We start from the raw sequence: 14,540 nt of genomic DNA on the forward strand, positions 1-14,540 counted from the left end.
GGCTGTGACGGCCGTGACTCGCGCCACCAATGACCGTATCCTCGGCAATGCCGGATTCCTCCGGAAAAGTGGCTTATGGCAGACGCGAGCGAGGCAGAGCGTGGTCCGGTCCGACAGCGAGCCGACACCGATACCGCCGGCCACGGGACGTGCGACGGACGGCACGGGACCCGCGCGCTTCCGTGAGCGGTTTCTGCAGGGCGAGCCGGTCGACGCGGGCGTCCGCACGCCCATTCTGAGCTCGTGGCGGCGCAGCCTGGCCCTGGGCCTCTCGCCGGACCAGACCGACCTGCCCTTCCGGGCGGACTTCGATCCGAGCGGTCGTCTCGTCCGCGCCGCGCTGCCGGTGCTCGACCGGCTGCAGACCAGATTCTCCGGCAGCGAGATGAACATCTCCCTCGCCGACGCGAGCGGCACCGTCCTGCTGCGCCGCTTCGGTCGGTCAGCGCTGCTCGGAAAGCTTCCGGCGATCCAGATCGTGCCCGGATTCGTGTTCGCCGAGCAGGTCGCCGGCACCAACGGCATCGGCCTCGCGCTGGCGGAACGGCAGCTCGTCCGCGTCTACGGCGCCGAGCACTTCGCCGAGCGCTCCCAGCGGGGCGCCTGTATCGCGCTTCCGGTCCGCGACCCGCTCAGCGGGCGCATCGAGGGCATCCTCTGCTTCGGCTATCCCCTCGGCGCCGAGAGCCCGGCGCTGACCGCCGTGATCCGCAAGGCAGCCCGGGCCACGGAGCGGCGGCTGCTGCGGCAGAGTTCCACGCGCGAGCGCGCGCTGCTGCGGGCGTATCTGGCGTCCGGAGCCGAGGTGCGGGGCGCCGCCGACGGCCTGGACCGGGCTGCGGCCCCGGCCCTCGAACTGCGCCCCCGTGACCGGGCGATCCTCAAGGAGAGGGCCGCCGAGCTCATCTCCGCCGCTCAGCGGGCCGCCGTCGACGTCTCCCTGCCCGGCGGCCGACGGGTCACGCTGGTGAGCCGTCCGATGACGAGCGCGTCCGGGGTGCAGGGCATCGCCATCGAGGCGCTGCTCCCCGGCTCCACCACGGGCGCGCCCCTGCTCGTCCCCCACCGGCTCGACGAGGTGCCGGACTCCCCCACCGTCGAACGCGCCGCCCGGCCCGCCGTGCGGGCCGCGCAGCCGTCGCCCCAGGCCAGAGGGCTCGTGCTGCTGGGAGAGCCGCAGGTGGGGACATACGCCGTCGCCGCGCGCCGCCGACTGGAGCTGCTGTCCGAGGCCAGCGCCCGGATGGGCACCACGCTGGACGTGGGCCGCACCGCCGAGGAGCTGGCCGAGACGGCGGTCCCGCGACTGGCCGACTTCGTGACCGTCGATCTGCCCGAGGCCGCGCTGCGCGGCGAGGAGTCCGTCGACCCCGTCGACGACCTGCGCCGCACCGTGGTCCACGGCATCCGCGCCGGCCTGCCCTTCACCCCGGTCGGCAAGCGGATCGAGTTCGGCCCGACCGCGCCCCAGCTGCGCTGTCTGACCAGCGGACGGGCGGTGCTGGAGCCGGACCTGAAGGCCGCGGCGGGCTGGCTCGCCCAGGATCCCGAGCACACCGAGCAGCTGCTGGAGCATGTCCACTCCCTCATCGCCGTCCCCCTGGTCGCCCGCGGCGTCCTCCTGGGCATCGCGAGCTTCTACCGCGCCGGGGAGCCCTATGGCGACGACGACCGTTCGCTCGCCCAGGAACTGTGCACCCGGGCCGCGCTGTCCCTGGACAACGCCCGGCGCTACACCCACGAACGTGCCATGGTCCTGGCCCTGCAGCGCCGGCTGCTCCCGCACGGGCTGCCCGAGCAGGACGCCGTCGAGGTCGCCCACCGCTATCTGCCCGCCGAGTCCGACGTCGGCGGCGACTGGTACGACGTCATCCCCCTCTCGGGCAGCCGTATCGGCCTGCTCGTCGGCGACGTCGTCGGGCACGGCATGCTCTCCGCCGCCACCATGGGCCGGCTGCGCACCGCCGCGCGCAGCTTCGCCGAGCTCGACTTCCCGCCGGACGACGTCCTCGTCCACCTCGACAACCTCGTGGGCCGGCTGGACCGGGAGGACCCGGACGGCGAGGGCGTCGGCATCATCGGCGCGACCTGCCTCTACGCCGTCTACGACCCGACCACGCAGCGGTGCGTGATGGCCCGCGCCGGGCATCCGCCGCCCGCGCTGGTCAGCCCCGACGGCGCCGTGTCCTACCCCGACCTGCCGGCCGGTCCGCCGCTCGGCCTCGGCGGGCTGCCCTTCGACGCCGTCGAGATCGACGTCCCCGAGGACAGTCAGCTCGTCCTCTACACCGACGGGCTGATCGAGGACCGGCACCGCGACGTCGACGTCGTCCTCGAACAGCTGCGCGAGGCGCTGGCCCGGCCGGGGCGCACCCCCGAGGAGACGTGCCAGGCGATCCTGGACACGGTGGCGCCCGCCCACCCCTGCGACGACATCGCCCTGCTCGTCGCCCGCACCCATGCGCTGGACCCCGGCCGGATCGCGACCTGGGAGCTGCCCGCCGACCCGGCCCTGGTCAGCGACGTCCGGGCGGCCGCGCTGCGGCAGTTGGCCGACTGGGGACTCGACGAGGCCTCGTTCGCCGCGGAGCTGATCCTGAGCGAGCTGGTCACCAACGCCGTCCGGCACGGCTCCGGGCCCATCCGGGTGCGGCTGCTGTACGACCGCGCCCTGATCTGCGAGGTCTCCGACGCCGGCAACACGGCCCCGCACCTGCGCCGGGCGGCCAGCACCGATGAGGGCGGCCGGGGCCTGTTCCTCGTCGCACAGCTGTCCCAGAGCTGGGGCACCCGCTACCTCGCGCAGGGCAAGGTCATCTGGGCCGAATGCGGGCTCGGCGCGGCGTGAACCAGGCAAGCGAAGCAAGCGGGACAGCCGGGGCGGGCGGGGCAGGCGGGGCAGGCACATGAAGTGAATGTCTGAAATGTCATGGATGATCCATATAGGATCGGCTCATGCGTCCCTTCGCGTCGGAGCCCCTGGTCCGCGTCCGCGGGCTCCGCAAGCGGTTCGGCGGGACGATCGCGCTGGACGGCGTCGACCTGGACGTCCACGCCGGCCGCACCCTCGCCCTGCTCGGGCCGAACGGCGCGGGCAAGTCGACGCTGATCAAGGTGCTGGCCGGCGTCCACCACGCCGACGCCGGGCGGATCACGGTGGACGGGCACCCGCTCGGCACTCACGCCGCTTCCCGGAGCATGTCCTTCATCCACCAGGACCTCGGTCTCGTGGAGTGGATGACGCTCGCCGAGAACATCGCCCTGAGCACCGGCTATGCGCGCCGCGCCGGACTGATCTCCTGGCGGCGGACCCGCGAGCGCTGCGCCGAGGCGCTGCGAACCGTCGCCGGACAGCTGGACCCGGACGCGCCGGTCGCCGGGCTGGACCCGGCCGAGCGCTCGCTGGTCGCGATCGCCCGGGCACTCGCGTCCCACGCGAAGCTCATCGTCCTCGACGAGCCGACCGCCCGCCTCCCGGCCGCGCACTGCGCCCGGCTGTTCGACGTCCTGCACGCCCTGCGCGCCCGGGGGCACGCCATCCTCTATGTGACCCACCGGCTGGACGAGGTGTACCGGGTCGCCGACTCCTTCGCCGTGCTGCGCGACGGCCGCCTCGTCAGCCAGGGCCCGCTGGCCGGCCACAGCCCGGTCCGCCTGGTCCACGACATCGTCGGCGACGACGAAGACGGCTTCCCGGAGGGCCGGGAACCGGTCGGTCGGCGGCCCGCCCCGGCTCCGGCCGCCGGACCGGCCCTGCTGAACCTCGACGGCGTACGGGCCCTCGGCGCGGGGCCGGTCGGCCTGGAGCTGCGGGCCGGTGAGGTCCTGGGCCTGGTCGGCCTCTCGGGGGCCGGGCATCTGGCGCTGGGCCGGGCCCTCGCCGGTTCCGGGCCCCTGCTCGGCGGGCGGGCCCTGCTCGGCGGACGGCCGTACCGTCCTCGTACGGTCGCGGAGGCGGTCGGGCTCGGAGTCGGCTTCGTGCCGGGCGACCGGGTGCGGGAGGGCTGCGCCGCCGGGCTGACCGTCCGGGAGAACCTGCTGGCCAACCCCCGTGCGGGAGGCCTGTCCGCGCTGCGCCCGCTGCTCCCCCGCCGCGAACGCGCCGAGGCCGCCGTCCTGATCGAGCGGTTCTCGGTGCGCCCCCGGGACAGCGAGGCGCCGATCGCCACCCTGTCCGGCGGGAACCAGCAGAAGGTCATGCTCGGCCGGTGGCTGCGCGTGGACCTGCGGCTGCTGATCCTGGAGGAGCCGACGGCGAGTGTGGACGTCAGGGCGAAGGCCGCGATCCACCGTCTGCTCGACGAGGCGGCGGCCTCGGGCCTCGCGGTGCTGCTCGTCTCCACCGACTTCGAGGAGGTCGCGCGCGTGTGCGGGCGCGCCCTGGTCTTCGTGCGCGGGGCCGTGACGTCCGAACTGAGCGGTGCCGCTCTCACGGTCGCGGAACTCACCCGAGCGGCGTCCGCGACGGCGCACCCGTGAAGACCTCACCCGGCCGCCCCGCCGGGCAACTCGTCGGCGCCTACGGTCTGCTCGCCCTGACCGCCCTGCTCTTCCTGGTCTTCTCCCTCGCCCTGCCCCGTACCTTCCCCACGTCGGACACGGTCGACTCGATCCTCTACACCCAGTCGATCCCGGCCGTCCTCGCGCTCGCCGCCATGGTCCCGATCGTGACCGGCTCGTTCGACCTCTCCCTCGGCTACGCCCTCGGCCTGGCGCACGTCATGGTCATGCAGCTCGTCGTGCACGCGGGCTGGCCCTGGCCGCTCGCCTGTCTCGCGGTGATCGTCGGAGGGGCGGTCATGGGCGTCGTCAACGGCGTCATCGTCGTGTTCGGCCGGATCGACTCCTTCATCGCCACCCTGGGCACCGGCAGCATGCTCTACGCCGTGACCGGCTGGGTCACCGACGGCGGCCGGATCGTCCCCGGCCCGCAGGGCCTCCCGACGGCGTTCACCGAGCTGTACGACGCCACGTTCCTGGGCCTGCCGGTCCCCGCCTTCTATGTGCTCGCCCTGGCGGTCGTGCTGTGGCTGCTGCTGGAGCGGCTGCCGCTCGGCCGGTGTCTGTACGTCATCGGCTCGAACCCGCGCGCCGCCGACCTCGTCGGCATCCCGACCCGCAGATACACCGTCTACGCGTTCACCGCGTCGGGGCTGATCGTCGGCTGCGCCGGGGTGCTGCTCGCGGCCGAGCAGCGGATCGGCAACCCGAGCGTCGGCCTCGACTATCTGCTGCCCGCGTTCGTGGGCGCGCTCCTCGGCGCGACGGCCGTCAAGCCGGGCCGCCCCAACGCCTTCGGCACCGTGGTCGCCGTCGCGGTCCTCGCGGTGGGCCTCACCGGCATCGGCCAACTGGGCGCCGACTTCTGGACGGTCCCGCTGTTCTACGGCGGCACCCTGCTGGCCGCCGTCGGCCTGGCCGGCTACACGGCCCGCCACCGTCTGCGCGCCCGCCCGGAACCCGCCGGTACGACGGGCCCGGCGCCATGACCGGGCGAACCCGGCTCGCCAGCGGTGTCCTGGTGGCGGCAGCGACGGCGGGCCTCCTCGTCGGGTGCGAGCGCGGCTCGGAAGACGGGTCGGGTGCGGCCTCGGCGACTGGGCCGGGCGGGTGTCCCTCCGTTCGTGCCAGGGCGCAGGCCGCCGTCAGCCGGGCGGAGCAGACCGACGTCCCCTGGAACGGTCCGACCACCGGGCCCGCGGCGACGTCCGGCAAGAGCCTCGTCTACGTGGCCCAGGCCATGGTCAATCCCGGGGTCGCGGGCGCCGCGAAAGGGGTGCGGGAAGCCGCGCGGGCGATCGGCTGGAACGTCCGGGTGATCGACGGCGGAGGGACGCCCGCGGGCATCCAGGCGGCCATGAGCGAGGCCGTCGCGCTGCGCCCGTCCGGCATCGTCATCGGCGGCTTCGACCCCGGCTCGACGGCACGGCAGGTCTCCCGGGCCGACGCCGAGGGCATCCCGCTGATCGGCTGGCACGCGGTCGCCGCACCGGGTCCCAGTCGGCGCCCCGAACTCTTCACCAACGTCACGACGCGGGTCGCGGACGTGGCCGGCGTCAGCGCGCAGTGGATCATCGCGCACTCCGACGGCCGCGCCGGGGTCGTGCTCATCACCGACGCGTCGATCCCGTTCGCCAAGCACAAGTCCGAACTGATCAGGGCGGCGCTCGCCACCTGTTCGGGCGTGCGGCTGATCTCGTACCAGAACATCCCGATCGCGGACGCGAGCAACCGCACCCGGTGGGAGATCTCCACCCTCCTCGCCCGGTTCCGCGGGAGGTGGACCCACTCCGTCGCGATCAACGACCTGTACTTCGCCGACGCCGCCCCCGCCTTCCGCGCGGCCGGCCGGAAGGGCTCCGGCCCGCCCTTCAACATCGGGGCGGGCGACGGCGACCCCTCGGCCTTCCAGCGCGTCGACAGCGGGCAGTACCAGTCCGCCACCGTGCCCGAGCCGCTGACGCTGCAGGGCTGGCAGATCGTCGACGAGTTCAACCGCGCCTTCTCCGGCCGGCCCGCCAGCGGGTATGTGGCCCCGGTCCACATCGCCACGGCCGAGAACAGCCGAGGGGCCACCTCCTGGGACCCGTCGGGCTACCGGGAGGCGTACCGGACGATCTGGGGCCGGTGACCTGTGGTCAGGAGTGCGGATCCGGGCGCGGTTTCACCAGCCCGCTCTGGTAGGCGATGACGACGAGCTGGGCGCGGTCGCGGGCGTGGAGTTTGGTCATGGCCCGCTGGATGTGGCTGCGGACCGTCAGGGGGCTCAGGACGAGCCGCTCGGCGATCTCGGCGTTGGACCTGCCGTACGCGGCCAGCGCGGTCACCTCGCGTTCGCGGTCGGTGAGGGCCTTGACCGCGTCGGGCAGGGCGCGGAAGCCGTCGGTGTCCGGGGCGGCGAGGAAGCGGGCGATCAGGGCCCGGGTGGCGGTGGGGGAAAGGAGCGAGTCGCCTGCCGCCACGGTGCGGATGCTCGACAGGAGGACCTCGGGGCTGACGCCCTTGCCGAGGAAGCCGCTCGCGCCGGCGCGCAGGGCCCTGGCCACGTTGGCGTCGTCCTCGAAGGTGGTGAGGACGAGCACGCGGGTCGCGGACAGTTCGGGGCGGGAGCAGATGGCGGCGGTGGCCGTCACTCCGTCGACGTTCGGCATCCGGATGTCCATGACGACCACGTCGGGCCGGTGGGCGCCGGTGAGGTCGATTGCCTCCTGTCCGTCGGCGGCCTCCGCGACCACGTCCATGTCCGCGACCGAGTCGATCAGGATGCGGAAGGTGGCCCGGAGCAGGGCCTGGTCGTCGGCGAGCAGAACGCGGATGGTCATCTGGCGGAACCTTCGTCGTGGTCGGTGAGCGGCAGGGTGCAGGCGACCTCGTAGCCGCCCTGCGGGCGGTGTCCGGCGTGGAAGGCGCCGCCGACGGCGCCGGCGCGCTCGCGCATGCCGAGCAGGCCGAAGCCGGGTCCGGAGCCAGGTGCTGCTGAGCCGGGCGCCGCTGAGCCGGGTGCGGTCGCGCCGCGGTCGGGTGCGGTGTCGTTGGTGACGGTCAGGGTCAGGTAGTGGGGCGTGTAGGCGAGCCGGACCCGGGCGGTGCGGGTCGCGGCGTGCTTGCTGACGTTGGTCAGCGCTTCCTGGACGATCCGATAGGCCGTCAGGTCGAGGACGGGCGTGAGCGGGCGCGCCCGCCCTTCGGTGGAGACGGTCACCGTCAGGCCGGCCGCCGCGCAGGCGGCCACCAGCTCGGGCAGCCGCCGCAGTCCCGGCGCGGGCGCCAGATCGTCCGCGGGCGGATCGCTGTCCTGCCGCAGGAGCCCCACGGTCGCCTTGAGTTCACGCAGCGCCGCGGCCGTCGTCTCGGGGAGCGCGCCGATGAGCAGGAGCGCCTGGTCGGGGTCGGTCCGGGCGAGGTGGGCCGCGATGCCGGCCTGGGCGTCGGCCAGGGTCAGATGGTGGGCGACCACATCGTGCAGTTCCCGCGCGATGCGCATGCGTTCCTGGACGACCCGGTGCCGCGCCTCCTCCTCCCGCTCGCGCTCGGCATGCTCGGCACGGGAGACGGCGTACTCGCGCCGCACCCGGACGTAGGCGCCGAAGGCCGCGGACAGCAGGACCCAGGCGGCCGGGTTGACGATGGCCACGACCGGCGAGTCGCGGAAGTCGGTGCGGAACAGTCCCGTGGCGACCATGCCGACGGCGCCCAGGGCCGCGCTGTTCCAGGCGGTCCGGCGCGGGGTGCGCAGGCTCGCGGCGTACTGCGCGACCAGGAGCGGACCCATCACGAGCGGGCTCAGGAGGTAGCCGAGGGCGCCCAGGCCCATGGTGCACAGCAAGGTGACGGCGAGGACGGGCAGCGGACGGCTGTTCCGCCGGCCGAGCACGGCACAGGCCAGGACGGACAGCGCGAGGGCCGGCCACAGGGGCGGCTCCTGCATCACCGCCCGGGTGACGAGCACGCCGGCGACCGTGGCGGCGAACAGCAGGGCGGTCGCCGCGGCCTCCACGGCTGCGGGACGGGTGGCGGCCCGGCGCCGCCAGCTTGTGCTCATCACGCTCCGAGAAGGGTCCGACCGGTCACACGTCGATGTGCGCTCCCATGATGACCGTTCGGTCGCGGGGCAGGCCGAAGTGCTCGGCGGCGTCCGCGGTGATGTAGGAGGTGGCGATGAACAGCCGCTTCCGCCAGGACGCCATGGTCGGCGCCGTTCCGCGCCGGAGCTTGATCTTCGACAGGAAGTAGGACGCCTGGTCCAGGTCCAGCCGCCCCTCGGTCAGGTCCGGGTCGAGCGTCGCCAGTGCGGCGGGGACGTCCGGTGTCTCCAGGTAGCCGTACCGGGCGGTGACGTAGATGATCCCGTCGTCGCCGTAGCCGAGGGGGTCCACGCTCATCCGGCGGTCGGCCGGCACCCTGGGCACGGGCTCGGTCTCCAGGGAGAGGATCACGACCTGCTCGTGTCGCACATGGTTGTGCTCGACGTTGGCCCGCATGGCCAGCGGCGCCGTCTGCCGGCCGCGGTTGAGGAAGACGGCCGTGCCGGGCACCCGGGACGCCTGCGCCTCCCCGGTGCGCAGTCGGTCGATGAACTCGGGCAGCGGGCCTTCGTGCCGTACCCGCTCCTCGGTGACGATCGCGCGGCCGCGTTGCCAGGTGGTCATGACGGTGAACGCGGTGACGCCGATCAGCAGCGGCAGCCAGGCGCCGTGGACGAGCTTGGTCATGTTGGCCGCGACGAAGAGCAGGTCCACGAACAGCAGCGCGCTCAGGCCGCTCGCGAGCAGCCATCGCGGGGTCTCCCACTTGACCCGGGCGACGTAGAAGAACAGAAGCGTGGTGATCGTGATGGTCCCGGTCACGGCCATGCCGAACGCGTAGGCCAGCGCCGCGGAGGTGCGGAAGGCGAAGACGAGGGTGAGGACCGAGACCATCAGCAGCCAGTTGATCCACGGTACGTAGATCTGGCCGATGGTGGACTCGGAGGTGTGGTCGATCCGCAGCCTGGGCAGGTAGCCGAGCCGGGCCGCCTGGGAGGCGACCGAGTAGGCCCCGGTGATCACCGCCTGGGAGGCGATCACCGTCGCGGCCGTGGCCAGCACGACCATGGGCCATCGTCCCCAGTCGGGCACGAGCAGGAAGAACGGGCTGCTGACGTGGGACGGGTCGCCCAGGATCAGGGCGCCCTGGCCCAGATAGCTGAGCATGCACGCGGGGAAGACGAGGAGCAGCCAGGCGCGGGTGATCGACCGGCGCCCGAAGTGCCCCATGTCGGCGTACAGCGCCTCGGCGCCGGTGACCGCGAGCACGACCGCGGCCAGGGAGAAGAACGCGGTGCCGAAGTGGCCGGTCAGGAAGCCCAGTGCGTAGGTCGGCGAGAGCGCCTTGAGGATCTCCGGGTGGTCGACGATGCCGTCCACGCCGCAGGCGCCGATGCAGACGAACCAGAGGATCATCACCGGTCCGAACACCTTGCCGACGGCCGCGGTCCCTCTGCGCTGCACCAGGAACAGCGCCACGATGATCACCACGGTGATCGGGACGACCATGTCCTCCATGGACGGCTCGACAACCTTGAGCCCCTCGACCGCGGACAGCACCGAGATGGCTGGGGTGATCATGCTGTCGCCGAAGAACAGCGAGGCGCCGAAGATGCCCAGCGCCGCGAGGAAGGCGGCGGCCCGTCGTCCGCGCTCCGCGCTCTGCCTCCGCAGCAGCGTGATCAGCGCCATGATGCCGCCCTCGCCGTCGTTGTCGGCGCGCATCGCCAACAGGACGTAGGTGACCATGACGATGATCATCACCGACCAGAACACGAGGGACACGACCCCGTACACGTTCGCCGTGCTGACCGGGACGGGGTGCGGGTCGTCCGGGTTGAACACGGTCTGCAGGGTGTAGAGCGGGCTGGTCCCGATGTCGCCGAACACGACGCCGAGGGCGCCGACCACCACCGCGAGGCGGACGACGTCCCGTGCGCTCGGCTCGCCGGCCGACTCCGGCAGCGGTACGGAACCGTCCTCCGGCCCGGCCGGGTGCTGACGATCGCTCACGGCAACCTTCCTCCACCGGGGTCGACGCGCCGTGAGGCCGGCGCGCGTACAGGACGAGTCGATCCCATCACGCAACCAATGACACAGCCACTCGCACATCTGTGACAGCGCTCGGCTGCGGCCGGGTTGCGCAACGCGTCCCGCACGGGCAGCCGGAAAGTCATGGCAAGGCTGACCTAACTTCCTGGACGCCTGCCATGACGTCGGTCCGCCGCCGTGACATCGAGGCCTACCGCTTCGACGTCTTCCACCTCGGCGGCCGACCGATCGGCGGCTGACCGATCGGCGGGCTCCCGCGCGGAGGTGCGTTACGCCGTTCGGCGGCGCCCCGCGCGCCCGTGCCGACCGTGGATGAAACGTTGCGGCTGTAGGGGCTGCCGGACCGGCCCTTGGCGCAGTCCCGCGTCCCGTGGGGCGCAACGGACCCTGCGGGCGGTAGGGGCGGAAGGGGTGAGCGATGAGCGACAACTCCCAGACCACGCTGGTCGGCAGCACCCGCGGGCGAGCGGCGCAGCCGGCCGACGGCGCACGCCGGCCGGTTCGCGGCACCGCGTGGCTCGCCCTCGTCGCGGGCGCCTTCACCCTGGCCCAACTCCTCCTCGTCCGGCCGGGGATGGGCCTCGGCTGGGACGAGACGGTCTACGTCAGCCAGGTCAGCCCGCACGTACCGGCCGCGTTCTTCAGCGCCCCGCGCGCCCGTGGCGTCCCGCTGCTGGTGGCGCCGATCGCCGCGTGGTCGTCGTCCACCGAACTGCTGCGGGTCTATCTGGCGGCCCTGTCCGGCCTGACGCTCTTCCTGGGACTGCACGCCTGGCGCGGCGTCTTCCCGATCCGCGTGCTCGCGACCGCGGGCGGCCTGTTCGCCACCTTGTGGGTGACGCTGTTCTACGGGCCGCAGGCGATGCCCAACTACTGGGTCGCCGTCGCCGCCCTGGCCGGCACCGGGTGCTTCCTGCGCGCCCAGGCCGACCGCCACGACCGCACGGCCCTGTGGGGCGTGGGCGTGAGCGCCGCCGTGATGGCCTGGATGCGCCCCACGGACGCGCTCTGGGCGACCCTGCCGCTGTTCGTCCTGCTCGTGTGCGTACCGAAGTGGCGCCGGCTCGCGCTGCTGCTGGCGCTGGCCGGCGGACTGGTCGCCGGGGCCGCCCAGTGGGTCGTCGAGGCGTACCTCTCCTACGGCGGCCTGGCGCAGCGGCTGTCGGACGGCTCCCGCATCCAGGGCGGCCTGGGCTGGAACATCGCCGTCGCGGACCAACTGCGCAGCATGGGCGGACGTACCCTGTGCCGCCCGTGCACGGGCGAGCTGCCCCACGCGGCGGTGACGCTCTGGTGGTACACGCTCCCGCTGCTCGCCGCCCTCGCCCTCGTGGTCGCCGTCCGGGCCCGCCGCACGGCGGCCACGCTGGTGCCGCTGGCCTGCGCCGCGACGGCGGCCTTCCCCTACCTCTTCCTCATCGGATACGCCGCGCCCCGCTTCCTGATGCCTGCCTACGCGCTGCTCGCCGTGCCGATCGCCGACCTGCTCGTGCGCCTGGTCACCACGCCGGGCCGGGTCCCGCGGACGGTGGCGGTGATCTGCGTGACCGTCGCGCTGGCCGGGCACCTCGCGGTGCAGTTCGCCGTGCTGGACCGCACGGTGCGGCGGACCACGGCCGCCCACGACAACTGGACCCATCTCGCCGCGGGCCTGCACCGGCTCGGCGTCCGACCGCCCTGTCTGCTCACCGGGCACTTCAACGTCCCGATCGCCTTCTACACGGGCTGCTCCTCCGTGGCGACCGTCGGCCACAACGCCAACACCACGGCGGCGACCCTGCTGCGCACCGCGCGCCACACCCCGGTCGCCGTACTGGCCAAGGGGGACGTCGGCCCACCCGCGTACGCCCGCGCCTGGCCCTGGCACGAGGTGGCAGGCTGGCGCGTGTACGTGGCACCGCCCCCCGCGCGGAGAGCGACGCCCTGAGCGGGTGCTGAAGGGGCGCGGGGCTCTGACATTCGCGGCTCCGCCGCGCGGGCGCGACCGGCCACGACGGGGCCGCAGCCGAACGATCGCGCATCGCGGCGCTCCCAGCGGAGCGCTCACCCTCACGCCACCGTGATGACGGCCTTGCCGCGGGCGTGGCCCCGCTCCACATGGCGGACGCCTTCGGCGGTGTCGGCCAGGGGGTAGGTCCGGTCGACCACGGGGGCGAGCGTGCCGGCCTCGATGAGCGCGGTGACGGCGAGCAGGTCCTCGTGGGTGGGCCCGGCCGGGGCCGACGGAAGGATAGGGCGGAGCCGCTGCCGGGCGAACGCGTCGGCCGCGACCAGCCGCAGCATGGAGCCCACCGCTCCGAAGACATGGCCGGGCGAGCCGCCGCCGTTGGCCACCAGGGTCCCGTTCGGGGTGAGCGCCCGGCGCAGCCGGCCCAGCGGGCGGTTACCGACGTTGTCCAGGATCACGTCATAGCGCACGCGGCCGTCGGTGAAGTCCTCCTGGGCGTAGTCGACGACGTGCGCCGCGCCCAGTGCGGCGACCAGGTCGGCGTTGCGAGCGCTGCACACCCCCGTGACCTCCGCGCCGAGGGCCACGGCGATCTGCACGGCGAACGTGCCGACGCCACCGGCGGCCCCGTTGACCAGCACCCGCTGCCCGGCCTCCGTCCGCCCCACGGTCCGGATGCCGCGCAGGGCGGTCACCGCCCCCATCGGCACGGCCGCGGCCTGCTCGAAGGTCAGCCCGGCGGGCTTGCGCACCAGCAGGTCCGCGCTGGTGAGCGCGTACTCGGCGAACGAGCCCGGGCAGAAGCCCAGCACCTCGTCGCCGGGCTCGAGCCCGCGCACATCGGCGCCGACCGCCTCCACCCGCCCGGCCGCGTCGATCCCGGCCACCCGGCATTTCGGCCGGGCCAGCCCCATTCCTCCCATCAGCCGCGCGGCATACGGGTCACCGCGCAGCATGTGCCAGTCGTAGGGGTTGAGGGCGGCGGCATGCACCCGGACCAGCACCTGGCCGGCCCCGGCCTGCGGCCGGTCGGTCTCCGCGAGCCGCAGTGTGTCCGGCGGACCGAACCGCTCCTGAACGATCGCCTTCATCAGTTCTCGTCTCCCCGTCACCTCGTGATCACGACCGAAGGTGTACGGCGTACACCCTCCATCGCACGGTAGGTGTACGCCGTACACCCGTCAAGGGCCGAAGAGAAAAGAGGACGGACCGGTGGATCAGGTCGGATCAGGTCGGATCAGGTCGCGCGGCGGAGCCGTTCCAGGCCGTCCAGGGTCAGGTCCAGCGCGAACTCGAACTCGAACTGGTCGTCGCAGCCCGAGCCGACCACGGACTCCTCGTCATGTGCGACCGCCATGGCCAGTTCGGTGATGTGGGGATAGCGCGCGGCCATCTCCTCGGGCGGCAGCGCGTCCGGATCCGGCGCGCGGTCGGAGCTGTCCTCGAACAACTCCTGCGAGAAGCCGAGCAGTCGGCTCCCCATGACGTGCATGGCGTGATGGACCAGGTCGATCGAGAACCCCCCGGCCCGGAAGATCCCGATCATCGAGTCCAGATACGCGAGGAGCGCGGGCGTCGGGGCGGCCCGCGTCTTCATCCGCGACTCGATCACCTCGGACGCCCACGGGTGGCGCAGCAGCATGCGGCGGGCCGACAGCACCCGCAGTCGGACGGCGGTCTTCCAGTCGGCGTCGCCGACCGGCGGGTCGATCTCGCCGACGAGGACGTCGATCATGCCGTCCAGCAGCTCGTTCTTGTTCGCCACATGCTTGTACAGCGCCATGGGCACGACACCGAGCGCCTGCGCGATCCTGCGCATGCTGAGCGCGTCGACTCCGCCTTCGTCGGCCAGGGCGACGGCGGCGCTCAGCACCCGCTGCCTGCTCAACGGCGCGCGGGGCTGCGCGGCGGCGCCGACCTGCGTGGCTATCTCCACCATCCCCTTCCGTGCGGGCAGGCCCCGGAGCCCACCCTCGTTTCCGTCGACGAAGGTACAACGTCCGTGACCACCGATG

10 protein-coding genes are annotated in these 14,540 nt (G+C 73.3%); 5 read left to right on the forward strand and 5 right to left on the reverse strand.

Annotated elements, in window-relative coordinates:
• Nucleotides 1-100: 100 nt before the first annotated feature.
• The 4 genes from ACWCPF_RS25100 (at nt 101) to ACWCPF_RS25115 (ending at nt 6,631) form a co-directional block, all read left to right on the forward strand.
• Entirely contained in the window at nt 101-2,848 is a 2,748-nt protein-coding gene (locus ACWCPF_RS25100) for a SpoIIE family protein phosphatase (RefSeq protein ID WP_451047318.1), read from the forward strand.
• A gap of 107 nt (nt 2,849-2,955) precedes the next feature.
• Nucleotides 2,956-4,479 (forward strand): sugar ABC transporter ATP-binding protein, encoded by a 1,524-nt coding sequence (locus ACWCPF_RS25105; protein ID WP_451047319.1) that lies wholly within the window; start codon nt 2,956-2,958, stop codon nt 4,477-4,479.
• Nucleotides 4,476-5,489: an ABC transporter permease gene (locus ACWCPF_RS25110; protein WP_451047320.1), complete on the forward strand. Its 1,014-nt coding sequence runs from the start codon at nt 4,476-4,478 to the stop codon at nt 5,487-5,489. Before ACWCPF_RS25105 ends, ACWCPF_RS25110 begins: the two co-directional genes overlap by 4 nt.
• On the forward strand, nt 5,486-6,631 hold the full coding sequence (locus tag ACWCPF_RS25115; RefSeq protein WP_451047321.1) for a substrate-binding domain-containing protein: 1,146 nt from the start codon (nt 5,486-5,488) through the stop codon (nt 6,629-6,631). Before ACWCPF_RS25110 ends, ACWCPF_RS25115 begins: the two co-directional genes overlap by 4 nt.
• Before the next feature lie 7 nt (nt 6,632-6,638).
• On the opposite strand, the gene ACWCPF_RS25120 is transcribed toward ACWCPF_RS25115, so the two are convergent.
• The 3 genes from ACWCPF_RS25120 to ACWCPF_RS25130 are packed head-to-tail and all read right to left on the reverse strand — an operon-like array spanning nt 6,639 to nt 10,538.
• On the reverse strand, nt 6,639-7,322 hold the full coding sequence (locus tag ACWCPF_RS25120) for a response regulator transcription factor (protein ID WP_451047322.1): 684 nt from the start codon (nt 7,320-7,322) through the stop codon (nt 6,639-6,641).
• Nucleotides 7,319-8,542 carry a sensor histidine kinase gene (locus ACWCPF_RS25125; protein ID WP_451047323.1) on the reverse strand — a complete coding sequence of 408 codons (1,224 nt, stop codon included), beginning with the start codon at nt 8,540-8,542 and terminating at the stop codon, nt 7,319-7,321. Before ACWCPF_RS25125 ends, ACWCPF_RS25120 begins: the two co-directional genes overlap by 4 nt.
• A 25-nt stretch (nt 8,543-8,567) precedes the next feature.
• Entirely contained in the window at nt 8,568-10,538 is a 1,971-nt protein-coding gene (locus tag ACWCPF_RS25130) for a potassium transporter Kup (protein ID WP_451047324.1), read from the reverse strand.
• Between the two features lie 457 nt (nt 10,539-10,995).
• On the opposite strand from ACWCPF_RS25130, the gene ACWCPF_RS25135 reads away from it, so the two are divergent.
• Nucleotides 10,996-12,504, forward strand: coding sequence for a hypothetical protein (locus tag ACWCPF_RS25135; protein WP_451047325.1), 1,509 nt, complete (start codon nt 10,996-10,998; stop codon nt 12,502-12,504).
• Nucleotides 12,505-12,626: 122 nt separating this feature from the next.
• Here ACWCPF_RS25135 and ACWCPF_RS25140 read toward each other — a convergent pair whose 3' ends face one another.
• On the reverse strand, nt 12,627-13,616 hold the full coding sequence (locus ACWCPF_RS25140) for an NAD(P)-dependent alcohol dehydrogenase (RefSeq protein ID WP_451047326.1): 990 nt from the start codon (nt 13,614-13,616) through the stop codon (nt 12,627-12,629).
• Between the two features lie 146 nt (nt 13,617-13,762).
• Nucleotides 13,763-14,464 carry a TetR/AcrR family transcriptional regulator gene (locus ACWCPF_RS25145; RefSeq protein ID WP_451047327.1) on the reverse strand — a complete coding sequence of 234 codons (702 nt, stop codon included), beginning with the start codon at nt 14,462-14,464 and terminating at the stop codon, nt 13,763-13,765.
• Between the last annotated feature and the right edge of the window lie 76 nt (nt 14,465-14,540).

It is taken from the genome of Streptomyces sp. NPDC001858 (assembly GCF_053594615.1).